General features: G+C 46.4%; 14 protein-coding genes. 6 read left to right on the forward strand and 8 right to left on the reverse strand.

Annotation, left to right across the window (positions count from 1 at the left end):
• Positions 1 to 152: 152 nt before the first annotated feature.
• Both MSP8886_RS12215 and MSP8886_RS12220 read left to right on the forward strand, forming a co-directional pair.
• Positions 153 to 1,811, forward strand: a complete 1,659-nt coding sequence (locus MSP8886_RS12215) for an acyl-CoA dehydrogenase family protein (protein ID WP_067016792.1) — start codon at positions 153 to 155, stop codon at positions 1,809 to 1,811.
• A 55-nt stretch (positions 1,812 to 1,866) separates the two neighbouring features.
• Positions 1,867 to 2,235 carry a nuclear transport factor 2 family protein gene (locus MSP8886_RS12220; RefSeq protein WP_067016794.1) on the forward strand — a complete coding sequence of 123 codons (369 nt, stop codon included), beginning with the start codon at positions 1,867 to 1,869 and terminating at the stop codon, positions 2,233 to 2,235.
• Positions 2,236 to 2,327: 92 nt separating this feature from the next.
• Here the strand turns inward: MSP8886_RS12220 and MSP8886_RS12225 are convergent, their stop codons facing one another.
• The 8 genes from MSP8886_RS12225 to MSP8886_RS12255 form a co-directional block, all read right to left on the reverse strand.
• Positions 2,328 to 2,765, reverse strand: coding sequence for a hypothetical protein (locus MSP8886_RS12225; protein WP_067016795.1), 438 nt, complete (start codon positions 2,763 to 2,765; stop codon positions 2,328 to 2,330).
• A 123-nt stretch (positions 2,766 to 2,888) separates the two neighbouring features.
• Positions 2,889 to 4,730, reverse strand: coding sequence for an ABC transporter transmembrane domain-containing protein (locus tag MSP8886_RS12230; protein WP_245659095.1), 1,842 nt, complete (start codon positions 4,728 to 4,730; stop codon positions 2,889 to 2,891).
• A gap of 121 nt (positions 4,731 to 4,851) precedes the next feature.
• Positions 4,852 to 4,998 (reverse strand): hypothetical protein, encoded by a 147-nt coding sequence (locus MSP8886_RS22350; RefSeq protein WP_175365305.1) that lies wholly within the window; start codon positions 4,996 to 4,998, stop codon positions 4,852 to 4,854.
• Between the two features lie 16 nt (positions 4,999 to 5,014).
• Positions 5,015 to 6,337 carry an aspartate aminotransferase family protein gene (locus tag MSP8886_RS12235; protein ID WP_067016797.1) on the reverse strand — a complete coding sequence of 441 codons (1,323 nt, stop codon included), beginning with the start codon at positions 6,335 to 6,337 and terminating at the stop codon, positions 5,015 to 5,017.
• Between the two features lie 80 nt (positions 6,338 to 6,417).
• Positions 6,418 to 7,470: a phosphotransferase enzyme family protein gene (locus MSP8886_RS12240; protein WP_217491346.1), complete on the reverse strand. Its 1,053-nt coding sequence runs from the start codon at positions 7,468 to 7,470 to the stop codon at positions 6,418 to 6,420.
• A gap of 210 nt (positions 7,471 to 7,680) precedes the next feature.
• On the reverse strand, positions 7,681 to 8,760 hold the full coding sequence (locus MSP8886_RS12245; RefSeq protein WP_067016799.1) for a tartrate dehydrogenase: 1,080 nt from the start codon (positions 8,758 to 8,760) through the stop codon (positions 7,681 to 7,683).
• Positions 8,761 to 8,831: 71 nt separating this feature from the next.
• Complete coding sequence (locus tag MSP8886_RS12250) at positions 8,832 to 9,695, reverse strand: GNAT family N-acetyltransferase (RefSeq protein ID WP_067016801.1); 864 nt, start codon at positions 9,693 to 9,695, stop codon at positions 8,832 to 8,834.
• Positions 9,696 to 10,002: 307 nt separating this feature from the next.
• Entirely contained in the window at positions 10,003 to 10,881 is an 879-nt protein-coding gene (locus MSP8886_RS12255; protein WP_067016803.1) for a GNAT family N-acetyltransferase, read from the reverse strand.
• A 315-nt stretch (positions 10,882 to 11,196) separates the two neighbouring features.
• Here MSP8886_RS12255 and MSP8886_RS12260 point away from each other — a divergent pair, with 315 nt between their 5' ends.
• The 4 genes from MSP8886_RS12260 (at position 11,197) to MSP8886_RS12275 (ending at position 16,628) form a co-directional block, all read left to right on the forward strand.
• Positions 11,197 to 12,678 carry an aldehyde dehydrogenase family protein gene (locus tag MSP8886_RS12260; RefSeq protein ID WP_067016805.1) on the forward strand — a complete coding sequence of 494 codons (1,482 nt, stop codon included), beginning with the start codon at positions 11,197 to 11,199 and terminating at the stop codon, positions 12,676 to 12,678.
• A gap of 234 nt (positions 12,679 to 12,912) precedes the next feature.
• Complete coding sequence (locus MSP8886_RS12265; protein WP_067016806.1) at positions 12,913 to 13,581, forward strand: haloacid dehalogenase type II; 669 nt, start codon at positions 12,913 to 12,915, stop codon at positions 13,579 to 13,581.
• Between the two features lie 26 nt (positions 13,582 to 13,607).
• A complete protein-coding gene (locus MSP8886_RS12270; protein ID WP_067016808.1) occupies positions 13,608 to 14,885 on the forward strand; it encodes an NAD(P)/FAD-dependent oxidoreductase in 1,278 nt (425 codons plus the stop codon).
• 132 nt (positions 14,886 to 15,017) lie between these two features.
• Positions 15,018 to 16,628: an ABC transporter substrate-binding protein gene (locus MSP8886_RS12275; RefSeq protein ID WP_067016810.1), complete on the forward strand. Its 1,611-nt coding sequence runs from the start codon at positions 15,018 to 15,020 to the stop codon at positions 16,626 to 16,628.
• Positions 16,629 to 16,698: the final 70 nt, after the last annotated feature.

A 16,698-nucleotide genomic window follows, 5' to 3' on the forward strand; every position in this document is an offset into this window, starting at 1 on the left:
ATTCTACTAATTGTTTATATCTTTTTTGATTCAATGTACAGGAATTAGCCTACTAAATTGGGGAGAAGTCTTACTAAATGCTAAGTGTGGTAGGTATTCGACAAGTAGGCTTGAGCTGTTATAGTGGGAAAAAACAAGAATAGGGTGTGAAAATGGCATTCATGAACGGTGAAACACATCAGGTTTTTAATCAACCCAAAGCGCTTGAACACTATAACGCTTACCTTGCTGATAGGGTGCTGCAGTATTGGCAGCAGCGCTTTGATGGCGGTTGGGGGACTGAGTTTTTGACAGATTTTGGTGCTAGAGTCGGCGGTGACTTGCAACAAGCGGGTTTTCTTGCCAATAAATGTTTGCCGGAACTGCATACCCACAATCGTTTTGGTGAGCGCATTGATCAGGTTGACTACCATCCAAGCTATCATCAATTAATGCAGCATGCTATCGAACATGGGCACTGTTCTTTGCCTTGGCAAAAACCACAGGCTGGGAGCCATGTGGTACGTTCCACCTTGGCGGTGTTGCATACCCATGCTGATCCTGGATCGGGTTGCCCGCTTACTATGACATTTGCCAGTGTCCCTGCTATTTCTGTTCAACCAAGTGTTGCCAAACTCTGGTTGCCGAAAATTTTCGCCAATCATTACGATGGTGATAATAAACCTTGGTTTGAAAAACAAGGGGTGACCATAGGCATGGCGATGACAGAAAAGCAGGGTGGTTCTGATGTACGGGCAAATACCACTACAGCAACACCGCTCAATGCAAGTGGGCCAGGTGAGTTGTATTCGTTGTTAGGGCACAAATGGTTTTGCTCGGCCCCCATGAGCGATGCCTTTCTTGTATTGGCAAAGATGGATGATACTCAGTTGTCTTGTTTTTTAGTGCCCCGTTGGTGTGAGGATGGCCAAAAAAATGCCATTTACCTTCAGCGTTTAAAAGATAAATTAGGAAATCAATCAAACGCTAGCTCTGAAATTGAATTTAGGGGGGCTCAAGGTTGGTTACTAGGGGAACCTGGCCGAGGCATTGCGACCATTATCCAAATGGTGGCGCTGACTCGTTATGATTGTATGTTGGGCTCATCAGCTTTGATGATGCAAGCGGCTAAAGAAGCCATTTGGCATACATCAGGACGGAGTGTCTTCGGTAAAAATCTCCATCAACAACCATTGATGCTGAATGTGCTTGCTGACCTTGCTCTTGAAGCAGAAGCGGCGCTTGCTATTTCGATGCGTATTGCCCATGCCCTGGATAATATGGCCGATGAGAAGCAGGCCGCATTAGTGCGCAGCGCCACGGCGATCGGTAAATATTGGATCTGTAAACGTGCCGTTCAGCATACTTATGAAGCGATGGAGTGTGTTGGCGGTGTGGGGTATGTACAGGATAATGTCTTAAGCCGTTTATATAAAGAAGCGCCGGTCAATGCGATATGGGAAGGTTCTGGTAATGTGCAATGCCTCGACTTGTTACGAGTCTTCAACCGAGAACCTGACACATTGAAGGTCTTTTTAGAAGAGCTTGAGCTTGCCCGTCAGGCAAACCCTTTGTATGCAAAAAAACTCGATTCAGCCTATCGCTTGTTAGAAGACAAAGCTCATTTAGAGGTTCAGGCAAGACGAGTGATCGAGACCTTAGCACAGCTTTGGCAAGCCGCCTGCTTACTGATCTACGGCGATGAGGATATCGCGGATGCTTTTGTAACCGCACGCTTCAGTGACCATGGTTTTCACCAATATGGTTGTTTAGATAGTGGTATTGATATGGCCAAGATTGTAGCGCGTTTTATGCCTAAAGGTGACCACTAACCTAATATAGGGTAATGTAAATTTTATCTTTTACGAATGTTCTCAGGTAAATGAAATGAAACCACAGCAAGTATTGAAGAGCTATGAGTTAGCTTTGGCTAGCCAAGATTGGCGTTTGGTGGAACCTTTAATGCATAAGAATGTTTGTGTGACATTCTCAAACGGGACTTTTAAAGGCATTGAAGAAGTTCGGACGGTTTTTGAAGAAAACTTTTCCTATATAAAAGACGAGCAGTATTCAATATCAAAGGCACACTGGGCTCACATTTCTGAAACAGAAGCCGTGTGTCTGTATTGTTTCAGCTGGAAAGGAATTATTGAGGGAGAGCACTGCTCAGGAAGTGGCAGAGGTACCACTGTACTGATCAATGAAAACGGGTGCTGGCAAATAATAACGGAACATTTGGGGCCTAATGAGTCATAACCGATTTAGTTAAAGCAAAATAGCATATTAATGAACTTCCAGCTTTGACTCGCTAAGAATGTCTAATTTAAAATAGAATCATTTTGGTTTTTTTAAGTGGTTTTTTTAAGTGGTTTTTTTAGTGAAGATTTTTTCATAAGCAAAAAAACGATTACGGTCAGTAATACAGATGCTCCAGAACAAAGTAATGCAACAGACCAACCATATGGACCAATATCGCACTGACTGCTTTCATACCGACATAGTACATCCAAAGGGCTATAACGAAAGGTCCAATAAGAAAAATACCCAAGTATCAAAGCAATAAAAGATAAGAAAAAAGAAGCTGATATTTTAAATAAAAAACTAGGCGAAGGCTGTGCCAATGGTTCTCGATGAGTCCTGATAAGGTAATAAATACTATAATAACAGGCAATATTTAATAAACTAACAATAATAGTCAATATGAAATTAATCGTTGTTCGACTAATAAGAGCTAATGCTGTTAGAGTTATTACTATAAAGAGAATCTTAAATGCCTTTTTCTCCATGTGGATGCCTTTTGCTTTTATTTAAGTCCATATTAATGTTGGTCTAATACAGCAGTCTCTACTATGAACCAGAACAATCTTAAGTAACCTATCTTTTTATTAAGTAATTACACGATAGAAAGATTACTGTTCACCAAATTGTAAGTCTGCCAAGCGCTTATATAAAGTACAGCTTTTTAGTAGTTCAGGGTGGGTGCCTTGGGCGATGATTTCCCCTTGATCCATGACGATAATGCGGTCTGCGTTTAATACAGTGGCGAGCCGGTGGGCGATGACAAGGGTGGTTCTATCTGCCATCAATAATGAGAGTGCTGCTTGTACCTTGTTTTCACTTTGTGCGTCAAGGGCACTGGTGGCTTCGTCGAGTAGCAATATTGGCGCGTCTTTTAAGATGGCTCGAGCTATAGCAATTCGTTGTCGTTGACCGCCGGATAGGCGCACACCATCTTCCCCGAGTCGAGTCTCATAAGCTTTGTCTAAGTGTTGAATAAACTCGTCGGCATTGGCTTTTTTTGCGGCCTCTTGAATGGCTTGTTCGGTGGCATTGCGATTGGCATAACCTAGGTTATCCGCGACACTTTGATCAAACAGGGCCGTTTCTTGGGGCACCAAGGCCAGTTGGTGACGCCAAGCACTCAAGTCATAGTCTTTAATATTGTGACCTGCAAAACATATTTGCCCCTGTTGAGGGTCATAAAATCTTAGTAAGAGTTCAAAAATGGTCGATTTCCCCGCGCCGGATGGGCCAACGAGGGCAATGGTCTCACCTTGCTTAATGGTAAAGCTAAGATGCTTTAGGACTGGTGTTGTTGGACGAGTAGGGTAGCAAAAAGTAATGTCTTTTAAGGCTAATAAAGTGTTGTTTATCGCTGTGTCTTTTTTATCTGAGGTGTGTTGAGGCCTAGTGTTTTGATCCACAAATGCTGGAATAGCCTGTTTGCCACTGATTATATCGCTCTTTTCGTTGAGCAATTCCATAATGCGCTCGGCAGCCCCTGAGGCCCGTTGCAATTCCCCCATGACTTCAGATAACGCCGTGACAGAGCCGGCAACAATAATGGCGTAGAACAAGAAACTGGCTAGGTCGCCAGCGCTTATTGCACCAGAAATAACGTCTTTTCCACCAAACCAAAGCATGACACCGATGCCGCCCATGGAGAGTAAAATAGCCATCAAGGCGAGCCAGGAGCGTTGCAGAATACGTTTTACGCTGACGCTAAAGGCTTGCTCTACTGCCCCTGCAAAGCGTTGTTCATCATGGTTTTCATGGGTATATGCTTGAACCACTTTGATATGGCGTAACGCCTGTGACAAATAGCGCCCTACATTGGCGATTTCATCTTGGCTATTGCGCGATAAGCGACGTACTCGGCGACCAAAATACAACACGGGCGCTACAACAAACGGTACACAGACGAGTAAAATTAGGGTTAACTTAAAATGCATCACCAACAGAAAAATAATACCGCCGAGCAGCATTAAGCTACTGCGCAAAGCAATGGATAAAGAAGAGCCAATGACGCTTTGCAATAAAGTGGTGTCTGAGGTGATGCGTGATTGAATTTCGCTTGGTGAGTTATCTTCGAAAAAAGAAGGGGAGAGGGTCAATAAATGGGCAAAGACGGCTTTACGTATATCGGCAACCACTCGCTCGCCAATCCATGACACAAGAAAAAATCGGCAAAAACTACCAACGCCTAATAGCAGTACCAAACTCAGAAAAACCACTAAGGCTTTGGTCAAATCCGCTTCGGAGCCGGAGGCCAAGCCTCGATCAATTAAAAACTGTATGCCTTTACCGAGACTCAACATGGTGCCAGCGGTAATCACTAAAGCGATAAGCGCAAAAATAACCTGAAGGTGATAAGGTCGTAAAAACGCTAGAAAGGTTTTTAAGCCGACGCTGAAATGCGCGTTTATACTCTTGCTTGTATCCTGTTGCTCTGACTTATTGTCTGTATTCAACGATAGCTTCCATCAACTTATGTATTACGTTATTCATTCCGAGAGCATGTTTTATACCATGGCAGCCAATGTTGAGCGAGCCTCTGAGACATCCGTTGGAGTATTCTAACTTATGGTGTTTTCAGTCAGTTAGCCAAGATATTACAGCACTTTGTGCTAAATCGCGTAGGGAGTCACCACAAGTCATCACATGGCGCGCCACTTCAACAGACACAGCGGTTTTAAGATGGAGGTTTTGCGACTCCATCTTAAAACCATTATGCGCCATCGCTACGGATCCCTTTCTATGACGCGAGCAAGGCGCGCTCCATAGAGGCAAGAAATAGGTCGACATGTTCGGCTTGGCAAATAAGTGGAGGGCGCACTTTGAGTGAATCCTCATTGGCCCCTGTCGTACTTATCAGAACACCGTCTTCTCGCATTGCGTTCACAACATTCAGAGCCATTGCCCGCCAGCTTGCTGGCGGTTCACCAGCAAGCCCTATGTCGACACCAAAAAACAGACCCGCATTACGGATGCCGCGTATACCGGGCGACCGATGCGCGAGTTCCTCCAGTCCATTTCTGAGTCGCTGGCCCATCGCCAGGGCATTCTGTAGGATGTGGTCGCGTTGCAGTATTGTTAGTACAGCGTCCGCTGTTGCAATGCCGACTGTATTTCCTGCGAAAGTATTTGAGTAGCGGGCCGTTCTTCCAAAGAGTTCCATCGGTGTTTTGCGACCCACCACGGCACCGATAGGAAATCCGTTGCCCATCGGTTTGCCGAGCGTGACAAGGTCGGGAACTATACCGTGTCGCTCAAACCCCCACATATGGTCGCCAGTTCGCCCAAAGCCCGGCTGCACTTCGTCGGCAATGATTAGGCCGCCCGCTTCGCGCACCGCGTTAACCCCCCCCGCAATGAAGCCGAGCGGATCAACCCAAACACCATCACTGGAGAATATACTGTCAAAAAGCAGGGCGGCAACACCGATGCCGCGACGCTTCAGATCTTGGATAGCCGCGCGAATTTGTGCTTCGAAAAAGTCTGCCGCTTGAGCTTCCGGCACGCCCTCGGGCCCAGGTAGGGAAACCATCCGCACGGAGGGACTGAGTTTAACGGCGTCACCCAGATTTGGGGAAACTGCGGCGACCGCTGCACTGGTGCCGTGATAGGCATAACTGGATACGATCACGCCTTCATTGCCGCTCACCAAGCGTGCAATACGCAGTGCTAGATCATTCGATTCACTTCCTGTGCAGGTAAACACCACCCGGTTGAGTTCATCTGGGAAAGTGTCAATAAGCCGCTCGGCATAATCGACAAGTTTTGGCTCTAGATAGCGTGTGTTAGCGCTGATCCGTCCCGCCTGCTCAGCCATTGCGGCGTTGACTTCCGGGTGGCAATGGCCAAGCGACGGCACGTTGTTGTAAAAATCTAGATAGGCCCGCCCATCAGGATCGTAGAGCCACATGCCTTCGCCACGCACGAAGTGCACAGGCTGACGGTACTGGAGTCGATAAGAGGACCCTAAGACGGAGTCGCGGCGGGCAATCAATTCGGCTTCGCGCTTGGGAAGAGCGACTTCGCCGGGTGTATAACGGTTTGGCATGAGATCTTTGGACATAAGCTTCTTCCTATAGACGAGTAACTTGGACCGGTAGTGATTTTTCGACTACTGTGCGGTTCGAGTTAACTATAATGATGTTACGGTCGAGACGACGATATTGCCTTCAGGACCGCAGCCTCCCCATCCTCAATACTCAGAGGGGAGAGGATCGTCAGGCCGCGCTCGGCACGCGAAACATTCTTTGTGATGTATTGAGCCTCAGCCGGAAATAAATGCGCGCGCCAGTAGTTGACCAGAATCAGCGCGCTTTGTCGTGCTCGCATCAGTCCGACGAGCAAACTTGCTTCCTCTGCCGATAGAGCCGTGATCGAGGCGTAGCCGGCAATAAGATGTTCGGCTCCACCTAAGGGAAGCGACGGATCCTTGACGACGTGACTTGCTGCAATCGCCAAGTCTTGAATTCTGGGGCTCCAGCAACCATCGCCAAAATCGATAAAGCCTATCCCTTGTTCAGTCACCATCATATTGAACGGGCTGGGATCATTATGGGTTATCTGCCATGGTAGGTTCGAGATCTTCGGTTCTACAAACTTCACGTATTCAGACATCGCCACATCAACGAGGTTAGCAATGCTCCCTGCGGGTAGGTATTTTTCGAATGCCATCAATCTTGGCCAGCAACCGACGTGCCACAAAACAGGGCGGAGGGCGGAGGGCAAGGTGAGCTGACTAAGCGCTTGGTCCAGTCGAGCCAGAGCACTACCGGTTTGGAAAAGCACATCAGGCGTTGGAGAAGCTTGATGCAGTGCAGTTCCGTGTAGCCGGGTTTGCAGATATCCACAGATACCCTCTTGCTCAAACATCAATGCGCCGTTGCGTGTTCGTATCACTTCAGGGCTAACAAATCCCTTAGCCTCTTGTACGCCGGTCAGCGCTGAGGACTGAAAGCGAAAGCTTTCTAGTGCCCCCGGTCTCGACGACGTTTTTAGAATCAATCGGCGACCATCTGACAGACGCACGTCAAAGGTACTCTCGGTTTCGGATGACAGTGTCGTGATCGATCCGGATAGCCCGTAATGGCATGTGAGTAGGTCTGTCAACAAACAGGATTTTGAAGAAGCAGGCTGCTCAGCCAGATAGGCTGAGGCCGCACAAAAATAGGCGTCACTTGACATTGCCGAATAAGGCATTTGATAATTTCCTACTGCCATAAAATCATTGAATTGATTCGCTTCTTCGTTGGCATAAGCTCAGGCATACCGCCAAAAAATCGATCTATAGATCTATAGCCGTGGTCGCACTACTTACTCTCTCTATAAGTCATGAATGCGACCAGGCGTTGCTATTCTTTAGGGGTACCAACAGCATCGCCTGAGCTAGCTATTTGCTGGTTACTATAATTACAAGGGGGGCTGCCCATAATGTATCTGTTCGACAATAGCAGCGCCCAGTTCTTGAGTGCTTGCTGTCCCTCCCATGTCGTGGGTTAGGCTGTTTTTATTACGTAATACGCTTTCCATTGCATTGAGTAGAGTGTCATGAATCTCTGGGTAGCCAAGATGTTGCATCATCATTGCGCCTGCCCAGATGGTCCCCAGCGGATTGGCAATATTTTTTCCAGCGATATCAGGTGCTGAACCATGAACGGGCTCAAACATGGAAGGAAAGGTTTTTTCAGGGTTGATGTTGGCCGATGGCGCAATAGCAATGGTGCCAGTACAGGCAGGTCCTAGGTCGGAAAGAATGTCACCGAATAAGTTGGAGCCAACCACCACGTCGAAATGCTCTGGCATCTGGACAAAATTCGCCGTGAGAATGTCAATATGGTATTGATCTACTTTGATCTCAGGGTATTGTTGCGCCATTAGGGCGACACGCTTGTCCCAGTAAGGCATAGAGTGATAAATACCGTTGGATTTTGTTGCGGAACTAAGGTGTTTTTTCTCTCGACTTTGGGCCAGCTCAAACGCGTATTTTAAGATACGATCCGTCCCATGACGAGTGAAGATACTTTGTTGGGAAACAATCTCTCGTTCTGTGCCTTCGTATTGAATACCGCCCATGGCGGAATATTCCCCTTCGACGTTTTCACGTACCACATAAAAGTCAATGTCGCCGGGTTGTTTGTTTGCTAGTGGGCAAGGGACGCCATCAAACAGACGCACAGGACGCAGATTGACATATTGATCAAACGCGCGGCGTATAGGTAACAATAATCCCCATAACGAAATGTGGTCAGGTACTCCAGGAAAGCCCACGGCACCGAGATAAATCGCGTCGAATGCTTTAAGTTGCTCTAGGCCATCTTCTGGCATCATGCGTCCTGTTTTGTGGTAGGTTTCGCATGACCAATCAAAATGCGTCCATTCGTATTCTAGGTGGCACTGTCGTCCTGCAGCTTCTAAGGCACGAATGCCTTCGGGAATGACTTCTGTTCCAATACCGTCACCTGCAATGACAGCGATTTTGACTGTTTGCATGCTTCTCTCCCTTCTATTGTTATTTTTAGAGGCCTTTGATCGCAGTTTGATCAAAGGCCTCTTTTGTTTAGCTAACCAAGTGCTTGGTTGATTAATGCGTATTGGCGAAGTGTGTCGTCTCTCTGTGGTAGTTTTCCTCGTATCATTTCGACCACCGTATCCACTTGAGGCAAGCCTATTTCCTCTAGCCAAGTGCTGAGCTGACTGCTTTGTGGTACATCGATCCGTACAAACTCATTGACATGCTGATTGATCAAGGATTGGATCATGGCCTTCGCTTGTTCTTGCGAAGAGGCGATAACAGGGCCAATGGCGTAACCCCGGCCAAATTTACGTATGATGGCAAAACCTGTGATCTCACCTTGGCTTTCCGTTACGATGCCTGTTGCTGATTTCAGTATTTCATTGAGAGCGGTTTCCCTTGCTAGACCACATGATGTTTCTGCGAGCTCAACAATTTTCGCATGATCCGCTTGGATTATCTGACGTTGCATTTTTGTGAGATTAGCATCAACACTGTTGCTTGCTTCTACTATGGCTTGGTGTTGATAGACTTTGCTGGCGGTACGAAAGCCGAAGCTTTCATATAAAGGTTGACCCGATGGTGTGGCGTATAAAAGCACATTTTTCTGATCACCGATTTTCTCCAAGACCCGCTCCATTAGCTTTCTACCAATGCCGTTGCCTTGTTTTTCTGGTGACACAATCACCATGCCAAGAGAGGCGTAATGGTCACCATGATTCCAGCATAAAACCGTTCCAATGGATTCTTGGTTATATTCGGCAATAAACCCAGTGCCGAGATGGTAAACCATTTTCCAGTCGTCAATGCGATGTGGCCATTTGACTAATTGAGATAATGAATAAGCTGTTGTTAGGTCATCTTCCGTCATGGGGCGATAACAAATCTGAAGGGGTTCTTTTGTTAAAGTCATCATTTTCTCCTCAAAATAATGACTATATTTTGAGGAGAGATAGACCTAATTACTAGGACATTCTTGCCATTTAATGGGAGTTGATCTAAATACGGCAGCAAGCGCTAATAATGCTTTATCAGGGTGATAAATCTGCTGAAAGCCTATTTTGTAACGGCATAATATTGTGATGAGGTGATACTGCTGACAGCAACAAATAAAAGAAAGTGGGGGATGCGGCAGTATTAAGTGGCAGTAGATCACAACATGCAATCGTAAAAATCGGCGAGTTGCCAATATAGCTCCATACAAAACAGTTTATGCATCACTAAGCAAGAGTGTGACTGACTAAAGCAAAACTGTGAAACTCACTGTCTTCGTTTTTGAACGATGGTCTTCTCATGGAGGTGACCGTATCAAATTCAGGCATGCCAGCTTCGATTAAAAAGGTCTTAAAAGGACTGTCTTGTTCGGCGGTATCGATACGCAGGAAATGTCCTGTATGTTGATTGATATGAGGGGCGATTAGAGCCATGGCATCGTCACCGTTTTGGGCAACGACTGGACCAATAACGTGGCCGCGACCAAACTTTCTACATAGGGCAAAGCCAATGATACGATTGTCTCGAACCAATACCGAACCTTGTGATTTTTCTAATATGGCTTCGATGATACGACTTCTATCAATACCAAACGCAGTATTATCCAGTTGAAGGATGCTTTGCTGATCATTGGTGTCGAACTCTCTAATGCCTTCGGTGACCGAAAGCTTGGATCGATCAATGAAAGCCGCAATGCCTTGATGCTGGAAAACCGGTGCAACCATTTGAAAGTCTAATGATTGATAGAGGCGATACCCCGCTCTGGTAGAGGTTAGCAAAATGTCGCGATTCTCGCATTGTGCCATAATATGTTTCATGATCCAGCGTCCACCACCCAATGCTTGTAGTCGAGGTGAGGTAATCACCATGCCAATGGTGGCGTAACGATCACCCATGGGGAACCACATACCAGAAGCAACCACTCGACCAATGGGATCGCAGCCAACGACTCCTTTGCCTAAAGTTAGCAACAGGCGCCAATCAGAAGGGCGATGGGGCCAGAGCACGGTAATGGAAAGCTCATGAAGCTTGTCTATATCATCAGGCGTCATGGCTCTAATGGTTAGCTCATAGGTTTTTAATCGCTTTGATGTCTCGCTCGGCACGTCTGCCACCTCTATTTTTTCTACAAAACGTAGATTATTTAGTACTTACATTAGTTTGTCATTGCATACCATTAAATACTAGGACGTTCTTGCCTAATCGCTATAGGGAAACGGTGTGAATAGTGGATTCGGCATCAATCACTAAAACGTCTTGCCACAAAGCTCGCTTTATATCGTCACTACTCTTTTATCGGCATAAAACGCTTTCTCCCCACGCTTAGAATAGAAAAAGCAGCCTATTTTCTGCTTACGAAGACCTGTCTTGTGGCAAGGTCAGTTCCTTAATTGGGTACGAATACACTGGGAGATAAATGTATGGCCTCGTTTAATCCAAAGGATGTGAGGATTCCTAATAGTCATTTCATTGGTGGGAAAGCCATTAACAGTCGCGAGACAATTAATGTTTTGCGGCCATCAGACGGTCAGGCATATGCCTCTCTTTCCATAGCGGATGTTGATTTAGTCGATCAGGCCGTTGAAAACGCATGGCAAGCGTTCAAACAAAGTGATTGGGCTTCTCGGTCACCTCGTGATAGGGCTAAGACTATGAAGCGTTGGGCCGCTTTGATTGAAGCGGATGTCAATACCTTAGCGCCCTTAGAAGCCATCGGATCGACGCGTCCAATTGCCGCTGCCGCGCAATGGGATATTCCCTTCTGTGCTGAAGGTATCCGTTTTTTTTCCGAGTATGCCGATAAGTGCGGTGGTGAAGTGATCCCGACGGCAAATGGTAGTTTAGGTATGACGATAACTGAACCATACGGTGTTATTGGGGCGATCGCTCCTTGGAACTTTCCGTTGGTCATGGCGTCGTGGAAAATTGCGCCAGCGATGACCGCTGGCAATGCGGTGGTATTAAAACCGTCAGAAATGACGCCGTTTAGTGTGGTGCGCTTGGCTGAGTTAGCCATAGAAGCGGGTATTCCTCCGGGTATTTTTAATGTCGTCCAGGGCGATGGCCGTGTGGGTGAGGCTATCTGCCGTCATCCCCGTATTTCGAAAGTCACCTTTACAGGTTCCACTAAAACTGGTGCTCTCATTATGACGGCTTGTGCACAAACAGGCACGAAACCTGTCACGCTAGAATTGGGGGGCAAGAGTCCACAGTTAGTGTTCGATGATATTAAAAACATCGATAAAGTCGCACGCCGCATTGCCGGAGCCATTACCACCAATGCCGGACAGGTCTGTGTCGCAGGTTCTCGTCTTTTGGTGCAAAAAGGCATTGCGGATCAGTTAGTGACGCGCATTTCCGAGCTCTTTTCTGACATGGTTTCGGGGCCAACTTGGCAAAATAGCAGCACCTTATCCCCGATTATCTCGGCGCGGGAATTGGAACGTATTGATGGAGTGGTACAGCGTACCGTTCAGCAAGGCGGTGAAATTTTGGTAGGAGGTTGTCGTTTGCATGAACAAGGTCAGAGCGCTTTCTATCAACCGACGATTTTAACCAAGGTCAATATGAGCATGGAAGCGGTACGAGACGAAATTTTTGGGCCTGTCTTGTGTGTGGAAACCTTTGAAACAGACGACGATGCTTTGCAGTTAGCTTGCCATCCCTCTTATGGCTTATCCGCCGGTGTGCACACCGCAGACTTAAATCGTGCCATGCGTATGGTGAATGAGCTTGAAGCTGGCACAGTGTGGGTGAATCGTTATGGCCGTAGTTGGGATTTCGCCATCCCTACCGGAGGCTTCAAAGGCTCTGGTATCGGTAAGGATCTGGGGCGTTACGCCTATGAGGCCAATCAAAAGGTGAAAAGTGTATTAATCGATTTTGCCAATGACGGAGCGTAATTACGCTGGTGGAATAAAAATTTGCCCATTAACGACATTCTATTTTTATTCGGTAGATTGTGCCGAGGTGAGGGGGCAATTCCGTTGAAAATTTGTTACAGCAAAACAAAATCGGGCCAAATGGGCTTCGCTTTAGTGTTGTAATAAATCTATTGAATAGTTTTTACACAAAGAGTTGCTGTTTTATTGAAATAAAAAAATGAAGCACCGTATCACTAAATGGAGAAAATCAATATGACTACCCTGAATCCTAAGTACATTACGTTTGATTGCTACGGCACTTTAGTTTATTTCGAAATGGCGCCAACGGCGCGTCGTGTATTTAAAGATCGTATTTCAGAAGCAGACATGGATCAGTTTATTGCCGACTTTTCAGCCTACCGTCTTGATGAGGTACTTGGCGATTGGAAACCATACGATCAAGTGGTATGTAACGCCGTTAAGCGCACTTGTAAACGTTGGGATATTGAGTATCGGGATAATGAAGGCATGATTTTTTATAATGCCGTACCGACTTGGGGGCCTCATCCTGATGTACCAGAGGCGCTAGCACGCTTAGCAACAAAATTTAAATTAGTGGGTTTGACCAATGCCATGAATGAGCAAATTCCCCATAACATTGAGAAATTAGGCGCGCCTTTTCATGCGGTCTACACCGCGGAAGAAATTCAGTCTTATAAGCCTCGTCTAAAAGGATTTGAGTATATGTTGGATAAGCTGGGTTGTGGCCCAGAAGACATTCTGCATGTTTCCTCAAGTCTGCGTTATGACTTGATGTCTGCTCACGATATGGGCATTAAAAATAAAGTGTTCATTAACCGTGGACATGAACCTTCAACGCCTTTCTACGAATATCATGAAGTCACCAGTTTGGCTGGCCTGGCAGATTTGTTGGGCGTTTAGTTTGTCATTCATTAGAAGGAATTATCATGAAGCTAGAGTCCTATTGGCTAGACACGGTATCCGCTTTTACTAAAGGGGAGCAGGGACGCGCATCCGGTCAGTATGATGTGGCGATCGTTGGTGGAGGTTTTACTGGTTTGTCGGCGGCCATTGAACTTTCTAAGCAGGGGCTTTCAGTAGTGTTGCTTGAAGCGGGTCGCGTTATTAGTGAAGCATCAGGTCGAAACGGTGGTCAGTGTAATGCAGGTCTAGCGCATGATTATGGTTCTCTGGCGCAGCGTATTGGTGCAAAGAAAGCGGGCGCGTTCTATCACTCTTATATGGCAGCAGTGGACACAGTTGCTGAGATGGTTGAGGAGGAAGAGATTGACTGTGATTTTACGCGTCACGGTCGACTGAAATTAGCAGCAAAACCTGCACATTATGACAAGTTGGCACGGGCTCATGAGCGGTTAGTAAGCGAGGTCGATCCTAATGTTGTCTTACTGAGTGAGGGGCAGGTGCGTGATGAAGTCGGCTCTGAACGGTTTTATGGTGGACTGTTACAAACGACGAGTGCACAAATGCACATCGGAAAATTTGGTCTAGGACTAGCGGATGCAGCAGTGAAATACGGTGCGAAACTTTATGAATCCGCTGCTGTAACGGGGATTGCCCCCATTTTTGCTGACCGTTATCAGGTGACCTCCAGCCGTGGCACAGTCATTGCTGATAAGGTATTACTGGCGACCGGAAGTTCTGCCAAAGGTCCTTTTAGTTATTTTCGTCGGCGCTTGGTTTCTGTGGGCAGTTTTATCATTGTTACGGAACCGTTAGCGCCAGAACTTTTAGCACGTCTCTTAGTCAAGCGACGTGGTTATGTGACCTCGAAAAACATCGGTAACTACTTTCGAGTCACTCCCGATAATCGTCTGCTCTTTGGTGGCCGTGCTCGTTTCGCAATGTCTAATCCACGCTCAGATGAAAAAAGTGGTCATATTTTACAGGCGTCAATGGCTCAGGTATTTCCGGCGCTTAGCAAGGTGCGTATCGACTACTGCTGGGGGGGGTTGGTGGACATGACGGCTGACCGCTTACCAAGAGCGGGTCAATACAAGGGCATGTATTACTCGCTTGGCTACAGTGGACATGGGGTTCAGATGTCAACGCACATGGGGCAAGTAATGGCCCAAGTAATAATGGGGAATGAGACTGTCAATCCATGGCGTGACTTGGATTGGGCACCTGTGCCGGGTCACTTTGGTAAACCTTGGTTTTTGCCCTTCGTAGGAGCCTATTACCGTTTCCAGGATTTGATTCATTGATTGTTTTTAATAATAGGGGATCAAAGGAGCATGGAAAGAATAATCAAAGGTAGATGAAGGATATAGAAAAAAACTATAAAAAAAGAAGAGCAAATAACAAAAGACATAACAACTCACAAAAGGAACCATAAAATGAAAGATGACAAAAAGCGTTCGTTAGTGGATCAACAGAGTTCAAATATATTAACGCAGGGGGTTTCACGGCGTCAGGTGCTGCGAGGTATGATGACTTCGGGGGTCGTTGCGGCAGGATCTGGTCTTTTGACACCCGGCTCTTCTTTAGCTTTTGCAAATACCGATGAGCCTAAACGTGGCGGCAGCATTAAAGTGGCCAGTCAATCTGGTTCCACTTCCGATACATTAGATCCTGCCCATGGTTCAGGTTCGTCGGATTATACCCGTCAATATATGTTCTATAACGGTTTAACCGTTTTGGATAGAACGCTTACTCCACAAATGGAACTGGCTGAATCGTTTGATACAAAAGATGCTCAACATTGGGTGATTAAGCTCCGTAAAGACGTTCTTTTTCATGATGGAAAACCTTTTACGTCTGCTGATGTCGTGTTCACTTTGAATCGTCATAAAGATCCAAAGACCAGCTCTAAAGTGGCTTCTGTTGCCAAACAAATGGTCGAGATTAGCGCTAAAGGCCCCCATGAAGTACATATTACCTTAGCCGCTAAAAATGCGGATTTGCCTGCCATTTTGGGGGTGGTTCATTTTCTTATTGTACGTGATGGCACGACAGATTTTAGTAAAGGGAATGGGACAGGGCCTTTCCTATGTAGCGTATTTCAGCCAGGTGTTCATTCCATCGCAACGCGCAACCCAAATTATTGGAAAAAAGGGCTTCCATACTTGGATTCCGTGGAGCTCTTTTCGATTCCGGATCAATCCGCTCGTGTGAATGCCTTGTTAGCCGGTGATGTGCAGCTTATTAATTCAGTGAATCCTCGAGCCATTGAAACATTGAGTGCCAGTCCATTGGTGAAGGTTTACCACGCCGATTCTGGAGGTTATACGGACTTGATTATGCGCGATCAGCTGGGTCCTATGAAGAATCCTGATTTTGTAAAGGGCATGAAATACATCATGAACCGTGAGCAAATTCTCAATGTTGCCTGTCGTGGTTTTGGCCGAGTTGGAAATGATCAGCCCATTCCCAAAGGACATCGTTATTATAATAGCTCGTTGCCGCAGACGACTTACGATCCAGATAAAGCCAAGTATCATTTTAAAAAGTCTGGTCTATTAGGACGTAGTATTCCCATGGTGGCCTCTTCTGCCGCCGATAACTCGGTTGAGATGGCTCAGTTGATCCAATTGTCAGCCCAAAGTGCGGGGCTTAATTTACAAGTAAAACGTGTGCCCGCAGATGGTTATTGGTCAAATCACTGGATGAAAGACACTTTGGGCTTTGGGAATATTAACCCTCGGCCAACGGCAGATTTAATGTTTACGTTGTTTTTTCAATCTAATGCCGCTTGGAATGAATCGGGTTGGAAAAATGCAAAGTTTGATCAGCTGCTGGTGGCCGCACGTGGTGAAACCGATGATGTTAAGCGTAAGCAAATGTACGGCGAGATGCAGGCTCTCATCCATGATCAGAGCGGTATTGGTATCCCAATCTTCAGCAGCATTAATGATGCTGCTAGCCGAAAATTAGGCGGTTATAAACCTCATCCTCTGGGTGGATTTATGGCGTACATGTTTGCCGAGCATGTTTGGCTGGAAGCGTAAGTTTCGATTCCTTCTTAACCATACTAGCGTTGCGGCAATAGGCTGCAACGCTTTGCGCAAAAGGTGAACC

The organism is Marinomonas spartinae (genome assembly GCF_900089775.1).
GTDB classification, from domain to species: domain Bacteria; phylum Pseudomonadota; class Gammaproteobacteria; order Pseudomonadales; family Marinomonadaceae; genus Marinomonas; species Marinomonas spartinae.

What these genes read in the sequence shown, in the direction of transcription:
- MSP8886_RS12215 (WP_067016792.1), top strand. Translation starts at nt 153, where the DNA reads ATGGCATTCATGAACGGTGAAACACATCAGGTTTTTAATCAACCCAAA.
- MSP8886_RS12220 (WP_067016794.1), top strand. Translation starts at nt 1,867, where the DNA reads ATGAAACCACAGCAAGTATTGAAGAGCTATGAGTTAGCTTTGGCTAGC.
- MSP8886_RS12225 (WP_067016795.1), bottom strand. Translation starts at nt 2,765, where the DNA reads ATGGAGAAAAAGGCATTTAAGATTCTCTTTATAGTAATAACTCTAACA.
- MSP8886_RS22350 (WP_175365305.1), bottom strand. Translation starts at nt 4,998, where the DNA reads ATGGCGCATAATGGTTTTAAGATGGAGTCGCAAAACCTCCATCTTAAA.
- MSP8886_RS12235 (WP_067016797.1), bottom strand. Translation starts at nt 6,337, where the DNA reads ATGTCCAAAGATCTCATGCCAAACCGTTATACACCCGGCGAAGTCGCT.
- MSP8886_RS12240 (WP_217491346.1), bottom strand. Translation starts at nt 7,470, where the DNA reads ATGCCTTATTCGGCAATGTCAAGTGACGCCTATTTTTGTGCGGCCTCA.
- MSP8886_RS12245 (WP_067016799.1), bottom strand. Translation starts at nt 8,760, where the DNA reads ATGCAAACAGTCAAAATCGCTGTCATTGCAGGTGACGGTATTGGAACA.
- MSP8886_RS12250 (WP_067016801.1), bottom strand. Translation starts at nt 9,695, where the DNA reads ATGACTTTAACAAAAGAACCCCTTCAGATTTGTTATCGCCCCATGACG.
- MSP8886_RS12260 (WP_067016805.1), top strand. Translation starts at nt 11,197, where the DNA reads ATGGCCTCGTTTAATCCAAAGGATGTGAGGATTCCTAATAGTCATTTC.
- MSP8886_RS12265 (WP_067016806.1), top strand. Translation starts at nt 12,913, where the DNA reads ATGACTACCCTGAATCCTAAGTACATTACGTTTGATTGCTACGGCACT.
- MSP8886_RS12270 (WP_067016808.1), top strand. Translation starts at nt 13,608, where the DNA reads ATGAAGCTAGAGTCCTATTGGCTAGACACGGTATCCGCTTTTACTAAA.
- MSP8886_RS12275 (WP_067016810.1), top strand. Translation starts at nt 15,018, where the DNA reads ATGAAAGATGACAAAAAGCGTTCGTTAGTGGATCAACAGAGTTCAAAT.